At 59.3% G+C, this 14,212-nt stretch carries 14 protein-coding genes; 11 read left to right on the forward strand and 3 right to left on the reverse strand.

What is annotated here, in order from left to right:
- The first annotated feature begins 49 nt into the window (after positions 1-49).
- The 8 genes from BM317_RS22910 to gntB all read left to right on the forward strand — a co-directional run bounded on the left by BM317_RS22910 (position 50) and on the right by gntB (position 9,597).
- Positions 50-1,576: a CoA-acylating methylmalonate-semialdehyde dehydrogenase gene (locus BM317_RS22910; RefSeq protein WP_092173837.1), complete on the forward strand. Its 1,527-nt coding sequence runs from the start codon at positions 50-52 to the stop codon at positions 1,574-1,576.
- Between the two features lie 10 nt (positions 1,577-1,586).
- Positions 1,587-2,474, forward strand: a complete 888-nt coding sequence (mmsB, locus tag BM317_RS22915) for a 3-hydroxyisobutyrate dehydrogenase (RefSeq protein WP_092476379.1) — start codon at positions 1,587-1,589, stop codon at positions 2,472-2,474.
- Between the two features lie 274 nt (positions 2,475-2,748).
- Positions 2,749-3,711 (forward strand): proline dehydrogenase family protein, encoded by a 963-nt coding sequence (locus BM317_RS22920; RefSeq protein WP_092476381.1) that lies wholly within the window; start codon positions 2,749-2,751, stop codon positions 3,709-3,711.
- An 11-nt stretch (positions 3,712-3,722) separates the two neighbouring features.
- Entirely contained in the window at positions 3,723-4,784 is a 1,062-nt protein-coding gene (locus BM317_RS22925) for a threonine aldolase family protein (protein WP_092173830.1), read from the forward strand.
- Entirely contained in the window at positions 4,781-6,085 is a 1,305-nt protein-coding gene (locus BM317_RS22930; RefSeq protein WP_092173826.1) for a hypothetical protein, read from the forward strand. Before BM317_RS22925 ends, BM317_RS22930 begins: the two co-directional genes overlap by 4 nt.
- Positions 6,082-7,290, forward strand: a complete 1,209-nt coding sequence (locus BM317_RS22935; protein ID WP_092476382.1) for an MFS transporter — start codon at positions 6,082-6,084, stop codon at positions 7,288-7,290. The genes BM317_RS22930 and BM317_RS22935 overlap by 4 nt, the downstream gene beginning before the upstream one ends.
- A 3-nt stretch (positions 7,291-7,293) precedes the next feature.
- Entirely contained in the window at positions 7,294-8,409 is a 1,116-nt protein-coding gene (locus tag BM317_RS22940; protein ID WP_139236059.1) for an aminotransferase class V-fold PLP-dependent enzyme, read from the forward strand.
- Positions 8,410-8,610: 201 nt separating this feature from the next.
- Entirely contained in the window at positions 8,611-9,597 is a 987-nt protein-coding gene (gene gntB, locus BM317_RS22945) for a guanitoxin biosynthesis L-arginine gamma (S) hydroxylase (RefSeq protein WP_092173814.1), read from the forward strand.
- Positions 9,598-9,664: 67 nt separating this feature from the next.
- On the opposite strand, the gene BM317_RS22950 is transcribed toward gntB, so the two are convergent.
- Both BM317_RS22950 and BM317_RS22955 read right to left on the reverse strand, forming a co-directional pair.
- A complete protein-coding gene (locus BM317_RS22950; RefSeq protein ID WP_060739285.1) occupies positions 9,665-10,009 on the reverse strand; it encodes a cupin domain-containing protein in 345 nt (114 codons plus the stop codon).
- Positions 10,010-10,105: 96 nt separating this feature from the next.
- Positions 10,106-10,987, reverse strand: a complete 882-nt coding sequence (locus BM317_RS22955; RefSeq protein ID WP_092476385.1) for a LysR substrate-binding domain-containing protein — start codon at positions 10,985-10,987, stop codon at positions 10,106-10,108.
- Between the two features lie 217 nt (positions 10,988-11,204).
- On the opposite strand from BM317_RS22955, the gene BM317_RS22960 reads away from it, so the two are divergent.
- Positions 11,205-11,969, forward strand: a complete 765-nt coding sequence (locus BM317_RS22960) for a sulfite exporter TauE/SafE family protein (protein ID WP_092476387.1) — start codon at positions 11,205-11,207, stop codon at positions 11,967-11,969.
- On the opposite strand, the gene BM317_RS22965 is transcribed toward BM317_RS22960, so the two are convergent.
- Entirely contained in the window at positions 11,959-12,273 is a 315-nt protein-coding gene (locus BM317_RS22965; protein ID WP_092173801.1) for a putative quinol monooxygenase, read from the reverse strand. The two genes, BM317_RS22960 and BM317_RS22965, sit on opposite strands and share 11 nt — an antisense overlap.
- Before the next feature lie 201 nt (positions 12,274-12,474).
- Here BM317_RS22965 and BM317_RS22970 point away from each other — a divergent pair, with 201 nt between their 5' ends.
- Both BM317_RS22970 and BM317_RS22975 read left to right on the forward strand, forming a co-directional pair.
- Positions 12,475-13,065, forward strand: a complete 591-nt coding sequence (locus tag BM317_RS22970; RefSeq protein WP_092201997.1) for an NADPH:quinone oxidoreductase MdaB — start codon at positions 12,475-12,477, stop codon at positions 13,063-13,065.
- A 208-nt stretch (positions 13,066-13,273) separates the two neighbouring features.
- A complete protein-coding gene (locus BM317_RS22975; RefSeq protein WP_092476389.1) occupies positions 13,274-14,185 on the forward strand; it encodes a LysR family transcriptional regulator in 912 nt (303 codons plus the stop codon).
- Positions 14,186-14,212 lie beyond the last annotated feature (27 nt).

Genomic DNA, 14,212 nt, shown 5'->3' on the forward strand with positions numbered 1-14,212 from the left:
GGTCTTTGCTGAACCAGCGCTCTCTATAAGAACAATCCCGGAGGCCAGCATGAACGTTTCCCTTACGCCCAGCGACACCACCCTGCAAACCGTCAGACTGTTGATCGATGGCGAGTGGGTTGAATCCCAATCCAGCGAATGGCACGACATCGTCAACCCGGCGACCCAGCAGGTGTTGGCGAAGGTTCCATTCGCGACGGCGTCGGAAGTCGATGCCGCCATCGCCGCTGCCCAGCGTGCGTTCCAGACCTGGAAACTGACGCCCATCGGTGCGCGGATGCGCATCATGCTCAAGCTCCAGGCTTTGATCCGCGAGCATTCCAAGCGCATCGCCGCGGTGCTCAGCGCCGAACAGGGCAAGACTATCGCTGACGCCGAGGGCGATATTTTCCGCGGCCTGGAAGTGGTCGAGCACGCCTGTTCCATCGGCACCCTGCAGATGGGCGAGTTCGCCGAGAACGTTGCCGGTGGCGTGGACACTTATACGCTGCGCCAACCGATCGGGGTGTGCGCGGGCATCACACCGTTCAACTTCCCGGCGATGATTCCGCTGTGGATGTTCCCGATGGCCATCGCCTGCGGCAACACCTTTGTGCTCAAGCCGTCGGAGCAGGATCCGCTGTCGACCATGCTGCTGGTGGAACTGGCCATCGAGGCCGGCGTACCGGCGGGCGTGCTCAACGTGGTGCACGGTGGCAAGGACGTGGTGGATGCGCTCTGCACCCACAAGGACATCAAGGCGGTTTCCTTCGTCGGTTCGACGGCGGTCGGTACCCACGTGTATGACCTGGCGGGCCGTCATGGCAAGCGCGTGCAGTCGATGATGGGCGCCAAGAACCACGCGGTGGTGTTGCCCGATGCCAATCGTGAGCAGGCCCTCAACGCCTTGGTCGGTGCCGGTTTTGGCGCGGCCGGCCAGCGTTGCATGGCCACCTCCGTGGTGGTGCTGGTGGGCGCGGCCAAACAATGGTTGCCGGAGCTCAAGGCCCTGGCGCAGAAGCTCAAGGTCAACGCCGGCAGTGAGCCGGGCACCGACGTTGGTCCGGTGATTTCCAAGCGGGCCAAGGCGCGGATTCTCGAGTTGATCGAGAGCGGCGTGAAGGAAGGCGCGAAGCTGGAACTCGATGGCCGTGGCATCAGCGTGCCGGGCTTCGAACAGGGCAACTTTGTCGGCCCGACCCTGTTTTCCGGCGTGACCACCGAGATGCGCATCTACACCGAGGAAATCTTCGGCCCAGTGCTGGTGGTGCTGGAAGTCGACACCCTGGATCAGGCGATTGCCCTGGTCAACGCCAACCCATTCGGTAACGGCACCGGCCTGTTCACCCAGAGCGGTGCAGCGGCGCGCAAATTCCAGAGCGAAATCGACGTTGGCCAAGTGGGCATCAACATCCCGATCCCGGTACCGGTGCCGTTCTTCAGCTTCACCGGTTCCCGTGGTTCGAAACTCGGTGACCTCGGCCCGTACGGCAAACAAGTGGTGCAGTTCTACACTCAGACCAAGACCGTGACCGCGCGCTGGTTCGATGATGACAGCGTCAATGACGGTGTGAACACCACCATCAATTTGCGTTAAGGAGCCGGACATGAACATCGCATTTATCGGCCTGGGCAACATGGGCGCCCCCATGGCGCGCAACCTGCTCAAGGCCGGCCATTCGCTGAACCTGTTCGACCTGAACCAGACGGTGCTGGCCGAGCTGGCGGCATTGGGCGGCACCGTCAGCGCCTCGCCTCGCGAGGCGGCCCAGGGCGCCGGGCTGGTGATCACCATGCTGCCGGCCGCCGCCCATGTGCGTAGCGTCTGGCTGGGTGAGGACGGTGTGCTGGCCGGTATCGCCGCTGGCACGCCAGCAGTGGATTGCAGCACCATCGATCCACAGACCGCTCGCGACGTGGCGGCTGCCGCTGCGAAACAAGGAGTGGCGATGGCCGATGCGCCCGTCTCTGGCGGCACCGGCGGTGCGGCGGCGGGCACGTTGACCTTCATGGTCGGCGCCACGGCTGAGTTGTTTGCCACCTTGCAACCGGTGTTGGCGCAGATGGGCCGTAACATCGTGCACTGTGGCGAAGTCGGCACCGGGCAGATCGCCAAGATCTGCAACAACCTGCTGCTGGGCATTTCCATGGTGGGCGTCAGCGAGGCCATGGCGCTGGGCGATGCCTTGGGGATCGACACCCAGGTGCTGGCCGGGATCATCAACAGCTCGACGGGGCGTTGCTGGAGTTCGGACACCTATAACCCGTGGCCGGGCGTGATCGAAACGGCGCCGGCGTCCCGTGGCTACACGGGTGGCTTTGGCGCCGACCTGATGCTCAAGGACCTTGGCCTGGCGACCGAAGCCGCGCGGCAGGCCCATCAGCCGGTGGTGCTGGGGGCGGTGGCGCAGCAGTTGTACCAGGCGATGAGCCAGCGGGGCGAGGGCGGCAAGGATTTTTCGGCGATTGTTAACAGCTATCGCAAGCCGCAATAAGCGTGCACTGGGCGAGGGAGCGAGCTTCCTCGCCACAGCGTCTCATGTTCAAGGTCGCCCCGCTGGCTGGGAAATAAGCTGACTGGGCGATATTTGCCGTGAAGCTGTAATAAACGATATTTACTATGACATTGTCTTGAGTGTCCTTAGTTTCATATATATGAAACGTTGCGAGTGATAACGAGTTGTTATAGTTGTGGAGCCTTGACAGACAAAAAACGTTGCACAATACTCGGCGCTCAGGACGAGCAATCATTATCAAGGAGCGATACCCATGCCTTCGCAGGATACGTGCGTACTTATATCTGCTGCCCTAAAAAAGTTGGCGCTCAATCAAGAATGTCGTGACGCCTTCAGCAAAGACTCGCTGTTCTTCAAGTTATTCGAGCAAGCGGCCCACCGCTATATCGTCTCTTCCGATCGAGAAGAGCTCGCTGGAAAACTCCAATTACTCCACGACAAAGGCTATCGACTCGGCGTTGAGTATGTCGGCGAGGAGAACCATGATCCGCGCGTGGTGCAGGCCTTCGTCGATGAATATCTGAAGTCTATCCAGACGTTCGCCAAGGCCGGACTAACACCGCAATTGGGGTTTGATCTAAGTGCCGTGGGCATGCTCATTTCCCAGGAAACGGCCTATCGCAACGCCGCCACTATCCTGTCTGCTGCCGCAGAACATAATATTTCCGTGATGATTAGCATGGAGCATTCTTCGGCGGTCGATAAGATCCTCGAAGTATATTCCCAGTTGGCGCCCGATCATTCCAATATTGGTCTAACAGTACAGGCACACTTGCATAGAACGCTTGATGATTTACCCGCAATCATTGGGTATGGTCGTAAGATTCGATTGGTTAAAGGTGTATATAACGAAGCGCGTGAAATAGCCCTCCCCCGTGGCACAGAACTGGATCAGCGCTATTTGTCGTTACTCGCCGAACTTCTCGAGGCCAACATCGCGGTCAGTTGCGCGACGCAGGACCCCAACCTGATCAAGCGCATTTTCGAGCAGGGTTACCACTCGCAGATCCAGGAACTGGAAATGCTCCACGGTGTGCAACCCGAGACGTTGCGTAAAGCCAAGGAGGCAGGGCTGGCCTGTCGTATCGCGGCGGTTTATGGCGACAGCTGGTACCTGCATTTTCTGCATCGACTCGCCGAGTCGCCTGAAAACGTCCTGGAGTCCCTCGCTGACTTCTACGATCCCTCTCGCATCGTCTTTGGCGCAGGTTACTAACGGAGCAATTTATGTTTATCGATCTGAGAAGCGACACGGTAACCAAGCCAACGGAAGGCATGCGCAAGGCGATTTATCAAGCTGAAGTGGGTGATGACTGTTTCGGTGAAGACCCGACAGTTCGTGCGCTGGAGGAGTACTGCGCCAATTACTTCCAGAAGGAAGCGGCGCTGTTCACCTCTGGTGGTACGTTGAGCAATCAGTTGGCGATCAAGGCACTGACGAATCCGGGCGACGAGATATTCCTGGACGCTTCGTACCACATCAATTTCTATGAGTCGGCCTCGACCTCGGCTTTTTCAGGGGTCAATTTTTCGCTGACCAACCACGACAACGGCCTGTTCGATGTCGGTGACCTGGAAAAACTCCACGCCTCCAAATGCCGCTGGAGCCAGAACTATGCCTTGCCGCGGGTGGTGGTGATTGAAAACACCCTCGGCTGCAAGGGCGGGGACATCTTTCCGCTGCAACAAATGAACAATGTCTTCGCTTATGCCAAGGATATCGGTGCCTATCGTTATCTCGATGGCGCGCGCATTCTCCACGCGTCGATTGCCTCCGGCATCGATGTGACTTCATACACCGACAATGCTGATCTGTTGTCCATGTGCCTGTCGAAGGGATTGGGTGCGCCGATCGGTTCGATCATGGTGGGTTCGCAAGAACTGATCCTGCGCGCCAAAAAATACCGCAAATGGTTCGGGGGGGATTTGCACCAGGCCGGCATGATGGCGGCGGCCGGGCTTTATGCGATGCAAAACCACATCGAGCGGTTGGCCGACGACCATGAGCACGCAGCCTTGCTGCACCAGTTGCTCAATGACATCGACGAGGCGCCTGCGCGCTACAAGGGCACGAACATGGTCACCCTGGACATTGCCGCACTGGGTATCGCGCCGGTGCAGTTCGCCGCTCTTCTGCGTCAGAAAGGGGTAGGGGGCTTGCCTTATAACGCCAGGGAAATGCGCTTCATGCCGCATCTCAACATCAGCCGCGACGATATTCATAAAGCCGCCGGGATTATCAAGGCTACCGTCCGCGAGCTCAGCCGTGCGCCGGAGACGATCAAGTGATCTATAAGAAAAACATTGTGCTGATCGTGGATGCCTATTCGATTGGCAGCCTCATCGCGCCCGCTTTTATTTCCCGTGGATTCGAATGCGTGCACGTGCGATCCACCGCCAATGTCAACGCCTTCTACAAGCCCTGGTTCCGTCCGGCCGACTTTATCCAGGACGTTCTCTACCACTCTGACGCCGAGCTGCAGCAGGCATTGTCCGATTATTCGGTGCAGTTCGTGCTGGCCGGCTGCGAGTTTGGCGTGGAGCTGGCCGCGCACCTGGCGGGCCTGTTCGATATCCCTCGCCGCAATGATCCGGCGCATGCCGTTCGCTGGCGCGACAAGTTCGAAATGCATGAAGCCTTGCAGAGGGCGGGTGTGCGCTCGATCAAGCATTTCAAGTCGGATTCGCTGGCAGCGATTCTGGAGTGGGTAAAAGAACAACGCATCCTGCCGGTGGTGTTGAAGCCGATCAAAAGTGCCGGATCCGACAACATTCATATCTGTACGCAGGAAAGCGAAGTCGAACAGGCCTTCGAGGTTATCAAGTCGAGCCAGAACCTGTTCCTTGAAAGCAACGAGGAAATCCTGGTCCAGCAGTATCTGGACAATTCGGATTTCAACTCGGAGTTGTCGGCGAGCAAATCCACGGACGTGGACATCGAATACTGCGTCAATACCGTGAGTGTCGACGGCCAGCACTATGTCAGCGAAATCATCCGGGTGTACCGCACTCGGATTGGCGATTCGCCCGTGCACGACTACAACCAGCTGATGTGCCCGGTGGACAATGCCGACGTCTACCGTCGCCTGTCGCAATACATTTTTTCCGTGCTCGATGCTCTGGGTATCCAGCAGGGCGTCGGTCACAGCGAACTGATGATTGTCGACGACGAACCGGTGTTGCTTGAAACCGCGGCACGCATGCCGGGCGGTATCGACCTGTCGGCCTATACCCGGGCCTTGGGGCATAACCAGTTGAGCCTGTGGATCGATTCGTTGATCAACCCCCAGGCTTTTCTCGATTACCGGCAACGCCCGAGAAACAAGCTCTATTTCCATTCCAGCTGTGTGTTCCTGATCGCTCGACAGGCCGGGGCAATCAAGCGCGCGCCAGACCTCGCCCGGTGGAAAGCGATCCCCGGCGTACACAGCATCAAGATCCAGGACGAAGGGGCGCTCAAGGAAACCGTTTCCCTGGAAAACTGCCCGGGGCACGTGTTCATTCTCGACCGCGACCGTGCAGCCATCCAGAAGAGCATCGAGTTGCTGCGCGAGGACGAACCCGGCGTGTACAGGGAAATGTTGTCATGAAAGACGTGTCGGGAGAGCTGGCGGTGCAGGGCGGATTCAAGGTGTATACCCGGCCCGTGGTTCTGCTGCTGTCGGCGACGTTCATCCTGACCGTTGCCCGGGCCCTGGCCTTGCCTTATCTGGTGGTTTATTTCTCCCAAGCCTTTGGCCTGGGGGTTACCGATATCGGTCTTGTGGTGGGCGGCGCGTTGATCGTCAGCTCCATCCTGGGTGTCTACGGCGGTTTTCTGGTGGACCGGTTTTCCAACTACCGGATCCTGCTCGGTGCCGCCACGCTGTTTGCCCTGGCGTTTGCCGTGGCTTATCAGGTGGCCAGCCTGGTGCCGTTCATCATCGCTATCGTGGTGGTCAACCTCGCCTATGCGGTGATCGACATCGCGGTGAAATCAGGCATAGGTCTCCTGGTGACGGTGGACAAGCGGGCGAGCGTGTTTTCCATGAAGTACACGCTGACCAACGTCGGTTACGCCATCGGTCCTTTCCTGGGTGTGCTGTGCGCGAAAATCAGTCCCGGCCTGCCGTTTGCGGTCTCGGCCTTGATCGGGGTGGCTTTTGTCGTGTTGTACAGCGGGATGGGGGCGCGGCTTCCTCGTGGAGAAGGCTTAGAGCGGCCAAATCATGATTTTGCCCGCGTGCTGGTCCATTTGGTGCGTAACTACAAGCTGGTGTGTTTTACGATCGGGGGCGTTCTCAGTGCTGTCGTGTTCGGTCAGTTCACGGCCTATTTGTCGCAATACCTGATCGTGACCAGCACGCCGGAGAACACCTACAAGATCATCAACTACCTGGTCACCACCAATGCTTGCGTGGTGATTGGTTTGCAATACCTGGTCGGCTCCAGGATCAACCAGAACAATCTGTTCCGGATGCTGATGCTGGGCATGTTGTTTTTCGTGGTTGGCCTGATGGGGTTTTGTTACGCACAGACTCCGCTGGCCTGGGTATTGGCCATGATCGTTTTTACCGTGGGTGAAATCATCATTATCCCGGTGGAATACCTGTTCATCGATTACATCGCCCCGGAGGATATGCGCGGCGTGTACTACGGTGCGCAAAACCTGTCCAACCTGGGGGCCGCGCTGGGGCCGGTGCTATGCGGAGTTGCCCTGTCGCTCTTTGCACCTTGGGCGGTGTTCTACCTGTTATCCATGTGCGTGGTCGTGGCCAGTCTGTTTTATTTCCTGGGTTCAAGGCGTGAGAGGTGATTGATGATTCACTTCAATACGGCGGGTTCGGGGCTTATGTCTGCCGAGACGCTGAAGCTGATGCAACGTTATCTGCAGGACGAGTTCGAGGCGGGGGCTTATGAAACCGAACTGAATTACGCTCCTGTGCTGGACGTTGAGGTCTATGAAAACATTGCCCGGCTGCTGGGCACCGATGCGCGTAACGTGGCGCTTTTCGATGGGGCGACCAAGGCGTGGGTGACCGCGCTGGAGGCATTGACCTGGTCTGAAGGCGCACGTGTTCTGGTCACTCCCTACGAATACGCGGGCAACTTGATCGCACTTGCAACATTGCAGCGCCTGCATGGGGTGGTGGTTGAAGTGATGCCGCTGCTGGCCGATGGCAACCTCGACCTGCAATGGCTGGCCCGGCACATGAGCGCCGAGGTCAAGTTGGTCTCGATCGTCCATGTCCCTTCGTGCTGCGGCATCGTGAATGACATCGAGGCGGTGGGCGATATCCTGCGCGACCACTCGGCCTGGTACTTTGTCGATGCCTGTCAATCGGCGGGCATGCTGGCGCTGGACGTGCGCGCCGCCGGCTGCGATGTGTTGACGGCTGCCGGTAGAAAGTTCCTGTGTGGGCCAAGGGGAACAGGGTTTGCCTACCTGTCCGAGCGCTTCCTGGCCACCGCGCAGCCTCGTTTCACTGACCTGGGCCGGGCCACGGTCGATGTCCGCGGCGCCGTCACGCGAGGGCTGGGAGATGCCCGCTGTTTTGAATATGCCGAGCGCAACAACGCAGCCGTAGTGGGCTTGAACCAGGCGATCAAAGAGCGCTTGTCGAGCGCCTACGGGGCGGAGTCCGAGCTCTATCACGAATTGCTCCGGCGTCTGGCAGAGACCCCCGGTGTCAACTTGATTGCTCCGGGCACTCACCGTCAGGGCATCATCGCTTTCACCCATGAGCGTTGTTCGGCGACAGAACTCGTCAGTTATCTGCGCGCCCGAGGTATCAACGCTTGGCCGGGATATGCATCCCATACGCCGTACTTCATGTTGGCGCAGGGGCATGAGCGTTTTGTGCGCGTTTCCATCAATGGGAGGAACAACGCTCAAGACGTGGATGAGTTCATCGCGTTGCTGTCCGAGTTGTAAATGATCAATGAGGCAACCAATAGCCTGTAAATAAAAAGTCTATGTCGTGCGGTTTGTCGCAATGGAATGTGCGTGGTGTGCCTGACAAGTGACCGTCTGCGGCAGTGGAACTGCACTAATTGTTTTGACTGGGGAACCATTAAGGCTGCGCAGGCGTTTCGCGCCTGTATTCATCACTTCGAGTTACGAAAGGGAATTCCGATGAACGATGTGAACAGGTTCAATCCTTCTGCTGCACTCAGGCTGCGTCTGCGGCCTTTGTACAAAAAAGACAATTGGCACTGGCTGATTGCCTTGGGTGCGGATCTTCTGGTCATTGCCTCGGCGATATTTCTAGCCAATCGCTATAACGTGCTTTATCCGCTGGCACTGTTGTTCATTGGCTCTCGGCAGCGGGCACTTGCCTCGCTTTTGCACGAAGCGGCGCATATGACGTTGGCTCAAAGCAAGGCGCTTAACAAATGGGTCGGTGAGTATTTGTTGGCCTACCCCATCTTCCAGGACTATGAAGCCTATCGTCGATCCCATGTGCAGATGCACCATCACCATCTGGGCGACAAGCTGAAGGATCCCGACCATCGTTTCTATATCGAGTCGGGTTTGTACGAGGCTCAGGACCGTCTGGACTTCCTGTTCCGTCATTTGTTCAGGAGCGTGACGCTGGTCAACACCTACAAGTACTTCCTTTATCTGGTCAAGAACCGGGCGGGGGACATCCTGGCCAATCCGTTACAGGGCTTGAAGCTTCTGGCGGTTCATGGCGCCATGTTGTTGCTCTTCAATTACTTTGTCGGCCCGTGGGCTTATGTCCTGTTCTGGTTGGTTCCTTACTTCACGGTGTTCCAGGTGATTGGCTGGCTCTCCGAGATTTCCGAGCACTTCGGCATGTTCGGGGTGTACAAGGATGAGGTGCAGTTGACGCGCAATCGTTTTCCCACGCCGGTCGAGCGGTTGTTTATCGGCATGCATGGTGATAACTATCATCTGACGCACCACCTGTTTGCCGGCGTGCCGTTCTGGAACCTGAAGCAGGCGCACCAGATATTGATGGAGGATGAAAGTTATGCAGCGGCCAATAGGGGGTGTGGCGGCATTTTCACTGCGAAAGGCGATGCCCGATCGAGCCTGCATCAGATATTCGAGGCGTATCGCAGCGGTAAAATCAGCACCGTCGACGTGACGGCATAACGGGCGATCATGCTGCGCTGTGCTCCAGGCGCGCCTTTGAGCACAGCGTATCGGTCAAGCGCGTTCGTCAGGCGAAGACGAAATATTTGCGCACGGTCTCGACCACTTCCCACGTGCCTTTCATGCCTGGCTCGATGACGAAGATGTCACCGGCGCGCAGATGGATCGGCTCCAGGCCCTCAGGGGTGATGATGCAGTAGCCTTCCTGGAAATGGCAGTACTCCCACTTCACGTATTCCACATACCACTTGCCGGGTGTGCAGATCCAGGTGCCCATGATCTTGCTGCCGTCTTCGCTGGTGTAGGCGTTGAGGTTGACGGTGTGCGGGTCGCCTTCGAGTTTTTCCCATTTGCAGGCATCGAGTACGGGCAGCGGATGGGTGTCGCGCAGGACGGTGATGGGGGCGGTCATGTGAACTCCGAAAGGGCGGAAGAGAACAGGCACCCTAACGCGTGGCCTGGGCGGATAGATGCCTGTGGTCGACATCGAGCTATCCAGAAGCGCGCATCAATCGGCCAGATGTCGAGCCAGGGCGCTGGCGTAGGCCGGCAAACCGTCGAAGTTGCGGGCGCACAGCAGCAGCGTCCGGTGGGTCCAGGCCTCTTGCAGCGGGACGCAGTGATACGAAGGCTCGGGTGGGCGCCGATCGATGGCCGCCTTCGGCACGATGGCAATGCCTGCACCATGGGCCACCATGCGAATCATGCCGTCGAAACCATCGGCGCGAATGCGGATTAGCATGCGCGAGCCGATGTGCAGGGCCTGTTCTTCCAAGTGAATCGCCAGGGCACTGGAGGCGTTCAGGCCGACATAGTCGTGGCTGAGGGTCTCGCTGAAACGCACGGCTCGGCCGTCAGCCAGTGGGTGCCCGGTCGGTAGGATCAAGACCAGTGGGTCGTCGCGAAATGGCCAGGCCTGAAGGCCGTGGGTGTCCACCGTGTCGGAAACGATCCCCAGGTCCGCCGCGCCCTGGCGCAGCGCATGGGTGATCCGTGAGCTGGGTAATTCCTGCAGGTCGATGTCGAGGTTGGGATGGGTCTTGAGAAAACCGGCCAGCAGTTCGGGCAGGTACTCGGTCATGGCGCTGGTGTTGCACAACAATCGCACCCGGCCTTTGACGCCCTTGGCGTATTCGGCCAGGTCCTGTTGCAGGCGTTCGGCCTGTTGCAACAGGACTCGGGCGTGCTCGGCCAGGGCCCTGCCAGCCGGCGTTGGGGTTACGCCACGCCGTCCGCGCTCAAGCAGGTCGATGCCCAGGGAAGCTTCCATGGCCCGGACCCGCGCACTGGCCGCGGCCAGGGACAAATGGCTGCGGGCCGCACCGGCGGTGATGTTGCCGGTGTCGAGGATGTTCAGGTAGAGGCGCAGGTCGGTGAGGTCGAAGTGCATGGGCAGGTGATCCCTGTGCCGGGTTTGTCTGGTGTCTGGTACATCGTCATCGCGAGCAAGCTCGCTCCCACAGTTTGAAATGCAATCCCCCTGTGGGAGCGAGCTTGCTCGCGATGGCGTCGGCAGCATCAGCAAATTTACAGCCTCTTGCCAAAAGAGAGGCACCCTCAGTATATGGCAGATTTTCAAGCCAAGTCCCGGGGCGCACGATATCCCCATGAACACACTCATCGCTTTCTATCAAAATCTCGGCCTGGCCCTTTCCCTGCTGGTCATCGCCACCTTTCTGCTGGCCGGCACCATCAAGGGTGTGATCGGCCTGGGGCTGCCGACCATCTCCATGGGTTTGCTCGGGCTGGCTATGGCTCCGGCGCAGGCTGCGGCGTTGCTGATTATCCCGGCGACCTTGACCAATCTCTGGCAGTTGGCGTTCGGCGGTCATCTGCAAGCCTTGATCCGGCGCCTGTGGCCGCTGCTGCTGGCGATTTTCATGGGCACCGGGCTCGGTACGCTGTGGCTCGGTATGACGGGCGGGGCTTGGGTCGTGCGGGCCTTGGGCGGGGCGTTGTTGCTGTATGCGTTGAGCGGGCTGTTGCTGCCAACGCTGCGGGTTGGTTCCGATGCTGAATCGTGGATCGCTCCGCTTTGTGGGCTGCTGACCGGCCTCATCACCTCCGCCACCGGTGTGTTCGTCATTCCGGCGGTGCCCTATCTGCAAGCGCTGGGCTTGAGCAGGGATGAACTGGTGCAAGCCCTGGGCCTGTCATTCACCGTTTCTACTCTGGCCCTGGCCGCCGGCCTGTTGTGGCGCGGCGAACTGGGCGGCGGCGAATTGAGCGCTTCGTTACTGGCGCTGGTACCGGCGCTGCTGGGGATGTGGCTGGGGCAATGGTTGCGCCAGCGGATCAGCGCCGTGTTGTTCAAACGGGCATTTTTCACCGGCCACGGCGTGCTCGGCGGCCATCTGCTGATCAGCGGCTAGCCGAGGACGGGCTGAGCATGTCGACGCGGCGGATGTCGAAGTCGCGCTCCAGATACTCCATGCGTTGCTCGAAGAATTGCCGCATGTGCGGCAGGTTCGAGTGCACCTCCAGGTGCGCCTGGGAGGCCCAGATCTCATAGAAGATAAACAGCGTTGGATCCTGCTGGTCCCGCAGCATGTGGTATTCGATGCAGCCGGGCTCGGCACGGCTTGGCTCGACGTAGGCGCGAAACAGCGCTTCGAAGGCTTCGGCTTTTTCCGGGCGGGTCTTGGCATGCAGGATGAAACCGTGCAGTTCGCTCATCGAGATGGCTCCTGAAGTAAAAGAGGTGTCGGAGCTTACGGCAACAATCGGACTTCCATTCTTGCGTATAGGTCAAATCAGTTTTGCCGTTGCGGTGCTTATTCCGCGCGAAGCTCGTCGGTACTCTGCCGCCATCATTTTCAACCTTTCCATGCAGCGGCCCTCCAACGGCCCACGCCGTGGAACCCGATGAGGCTCCCCATGAAAAAAGTCCTGTTGCTCAACGGCGGCAAACAATTCGCCCACTCCGACGGTCGCTACAACGCCACCCTCCACGACACGGCGCTCAGCGTGTTGGACCGTGGCGGTTTCGATGTGAAAACCACCTTCATCGACGGTGGCTACGACGTCCAGGAGGAAGTCGCCAAGTTCCTCTGGGCCGACGTGATCATTTACCAGATGCCAGGCTGGTGGATGGGCGCACCGTGGACCGTGAAGAAATACATCGATGAAGTCTTCACCGAAGGCCACGGCAGCCTCTATGCCAGCGACGGTCGGACCCGTTCCGATGCCTCGCAGAAATATGGCAGCGGCGGCCTGATCCAAGGCAAGCAGTACATGCTGTCCCTGACCTGGAACGCCCCGCAGCAAGCCTTCGACGACCCGACCGACTTCTTCGAAGCCAAGGGCGTGGACGCGGTGTACTTCCCGTTCCACAAGGCCAATCAGTTCCTCGGCATGACCGGCCTGCCGACCTTCCTGTGCGTGGACGTGATGAAGCGCCCGAACATCGAAGAGGATGTGGCGCGGTATGAGCGGCATTTGATCGAGGTGTTCGGCCTCAAGGCGTGACCTTTTTGCGACGTACCCCGTTACTATCTGTAGGGTCCGGGGCATGGTGGATCTGTGGCGAGGGGATTTATCCCCGCTCGTCTGCGAAGCAGACGCCGAGGCATGACGACACGATTGCTCAGGTACATCGCGTCGTTGGCTAAGGTCCGCTTCGCAGCCCAGCGGGGATAAATCCCCTCGCCACAAAGATCAATCGACAGGGGGATACGTGAAAGCCAGATCCGACGAGTTGCAGATTTTCGTCTGCGTGATCGAGTGCGGATCGATCTCCGCCGCCGCCGAACAGGTCGGGCAGACGCCATCGGCGGTCAGCCGCACGCTGTCGCGGTTGGAGGCCAAGCTCGACATCACGCTGATCAACCGCACCACGCGGCGCATGGACCTGACCGAGGAGGGCAAGTATTTCTTCGAACAGGCCAAAGGCATCCTCGACCAGATGGATGAACTGGAAGAGCGCCTGTCGTCCCGCCAGAAAAATCCCGCGGGACGCTTGCGGATCAACGCGGCCTCGCCGTTCATGCTGCACGCCATCGTCCCGCACATTGACGAGTTCCGCAGGCTTTACCCGGACATCCAGCTCGAGCTCAACAGCAACGACCTGATCATCGACCTGCTGGAGCAAAGCACCGACATCGCCATCCGCATCGGCACCCTCACCGACTCGACGCTCCACGCCCGCGCCCTGGGCTGCAGCCCGTTGCACATCCTCGCCAGCCCGGCCTATCTGAAGCGGCACGGCACACCCACAAGTGTCGCCGAACTGGCGGAGCACGCGTTGCTGGGGTTTGCCCAGAACGAGGGCCTCAATCAATGGCCGCTGCGCCACCGGCACGGTGATCGCTGGCCGATCCAGGCCGCCATCAGCGCGTCCAGCGGCGAGACCGTGCGGCACCTGGCGCTGCAAGGGCAGGGCATTGCCTGCCTGTCAGACTTCATGACCCGCGAAGACATCCAGGCCGGTCGGCTGAAGGTGCTGCTGGCCGATGCCAACAGCGGATACCGCCAGCCGATCAATGCGGTGTACTACCGCAACTCGCAACTGGCCCTGCGGATCCAGTGCTTCCTGGACTTCATCCAGGGCAAGCTCGCCGACTACGCCGCGCGGGATTTCAAGGGCTGATTCGTGACTTCAAGGCAAGAGTGATTT

The organism is Pseudomonas sp. NFACC24-1 (assembly GCF_900115235.1).
GTDB lineage: Bacteria > Pseudomonadota > Gammaproteobacteria > Pseudomonadales > Pseudomonadaceae > Aquipseudomonas > Aquipseudomonas fluorescens_AA.

What these genes read in the sequence shown, in the direction of transcription:
- BM317_RS22910 (WP_092173837.1), top strand. Translation starts at nt 50, where the DNA reads ATGAACGTTTCCCTTACGCCCAGCGACACCACCCTGCAAACCGTCAGA.
- mmsB (WP_092476379.1), top strand. Translation starts at nt 1,587, where the DNA reads ATGAACATCGCATTTATCGGCCTGGGCAACATGGGCGCCCCCATGGCG.
- BM317_RS22920 (WP_092476381.1), top strand. Translation starts at nt 2,749, where the DNA reads ATGCCTTCGCAGGATACGTGCGTACTTATATCTGCTGCCCTAAAAAAG.
- BM317_RS22925 (WP_092173830.1), top strand. Translation starts at nt 3,723, where the DNA reads ATGTTTATCGATCTGAGAAGCGACACGGTAACCAAGCCAACGGAAGGC.
- BM317_RS22935 (WP_092476382.1), top strand. Translation starts at nt 6,082, where the DNA reads ATGAAAGACGTGTCGGGAGAGCTGGCGGTGCAGGGCGGATTCAAGGTG.
- BM317_RS22940 (WP_139236059.1), top strand. Translation starts at nt 7,294, where the DNA reads ATGATTCACTTCAATACGGCGGGTTCGGGGCTTATGTCTGCCGAGACG.
- gntB (WP_092173814.1), top strand. Translation starts at nt 8,611, where the DNA reads ATGAACGATGTGAACAGGTTCAATCCTTCTGCTGCACTCAGGCTGCGT.
- BM317_RS22950 (WP_060739285.1), bottom strand. Translation starts at nt 10,009, where the DNA reads ATGACCGCCCCCATCACCGTCCTGCGCGACACCCATCCGCTGCCCGTA.
- BM317_RS22955 (WP_092476385.1), bottom strand. Translation starts at nt 10,987, where the DNA reads ATGCACTTCGACCTCACCGACCTGCGCCTCTACCTGAACATCCTCGAC.
- BM317_RS22960 (WP_092476387.1), top strand. Translation starts at nt 11,205, where the DNA reads ATGAACACACTCATCGCTTTCTATCAAAATCTCGGCCTGGCCCTTTCC.
- BM317_RS22965 (WP_092173801.1), bottom strand. Translation starts at nt 12,273, where the DNA reads ATGAGCGAACTGCACGGTTTCATCCTGCATGCCAAGACCCGCCCGGAA.
- BM317_RS22970 (WP_092201997.1), top strand. Translation starts at nt 12,475, where the DNA reads ATGAAAAAAGTCCTGTTGCTCAACGGCGGCAAACAATTCGCCCACTCC.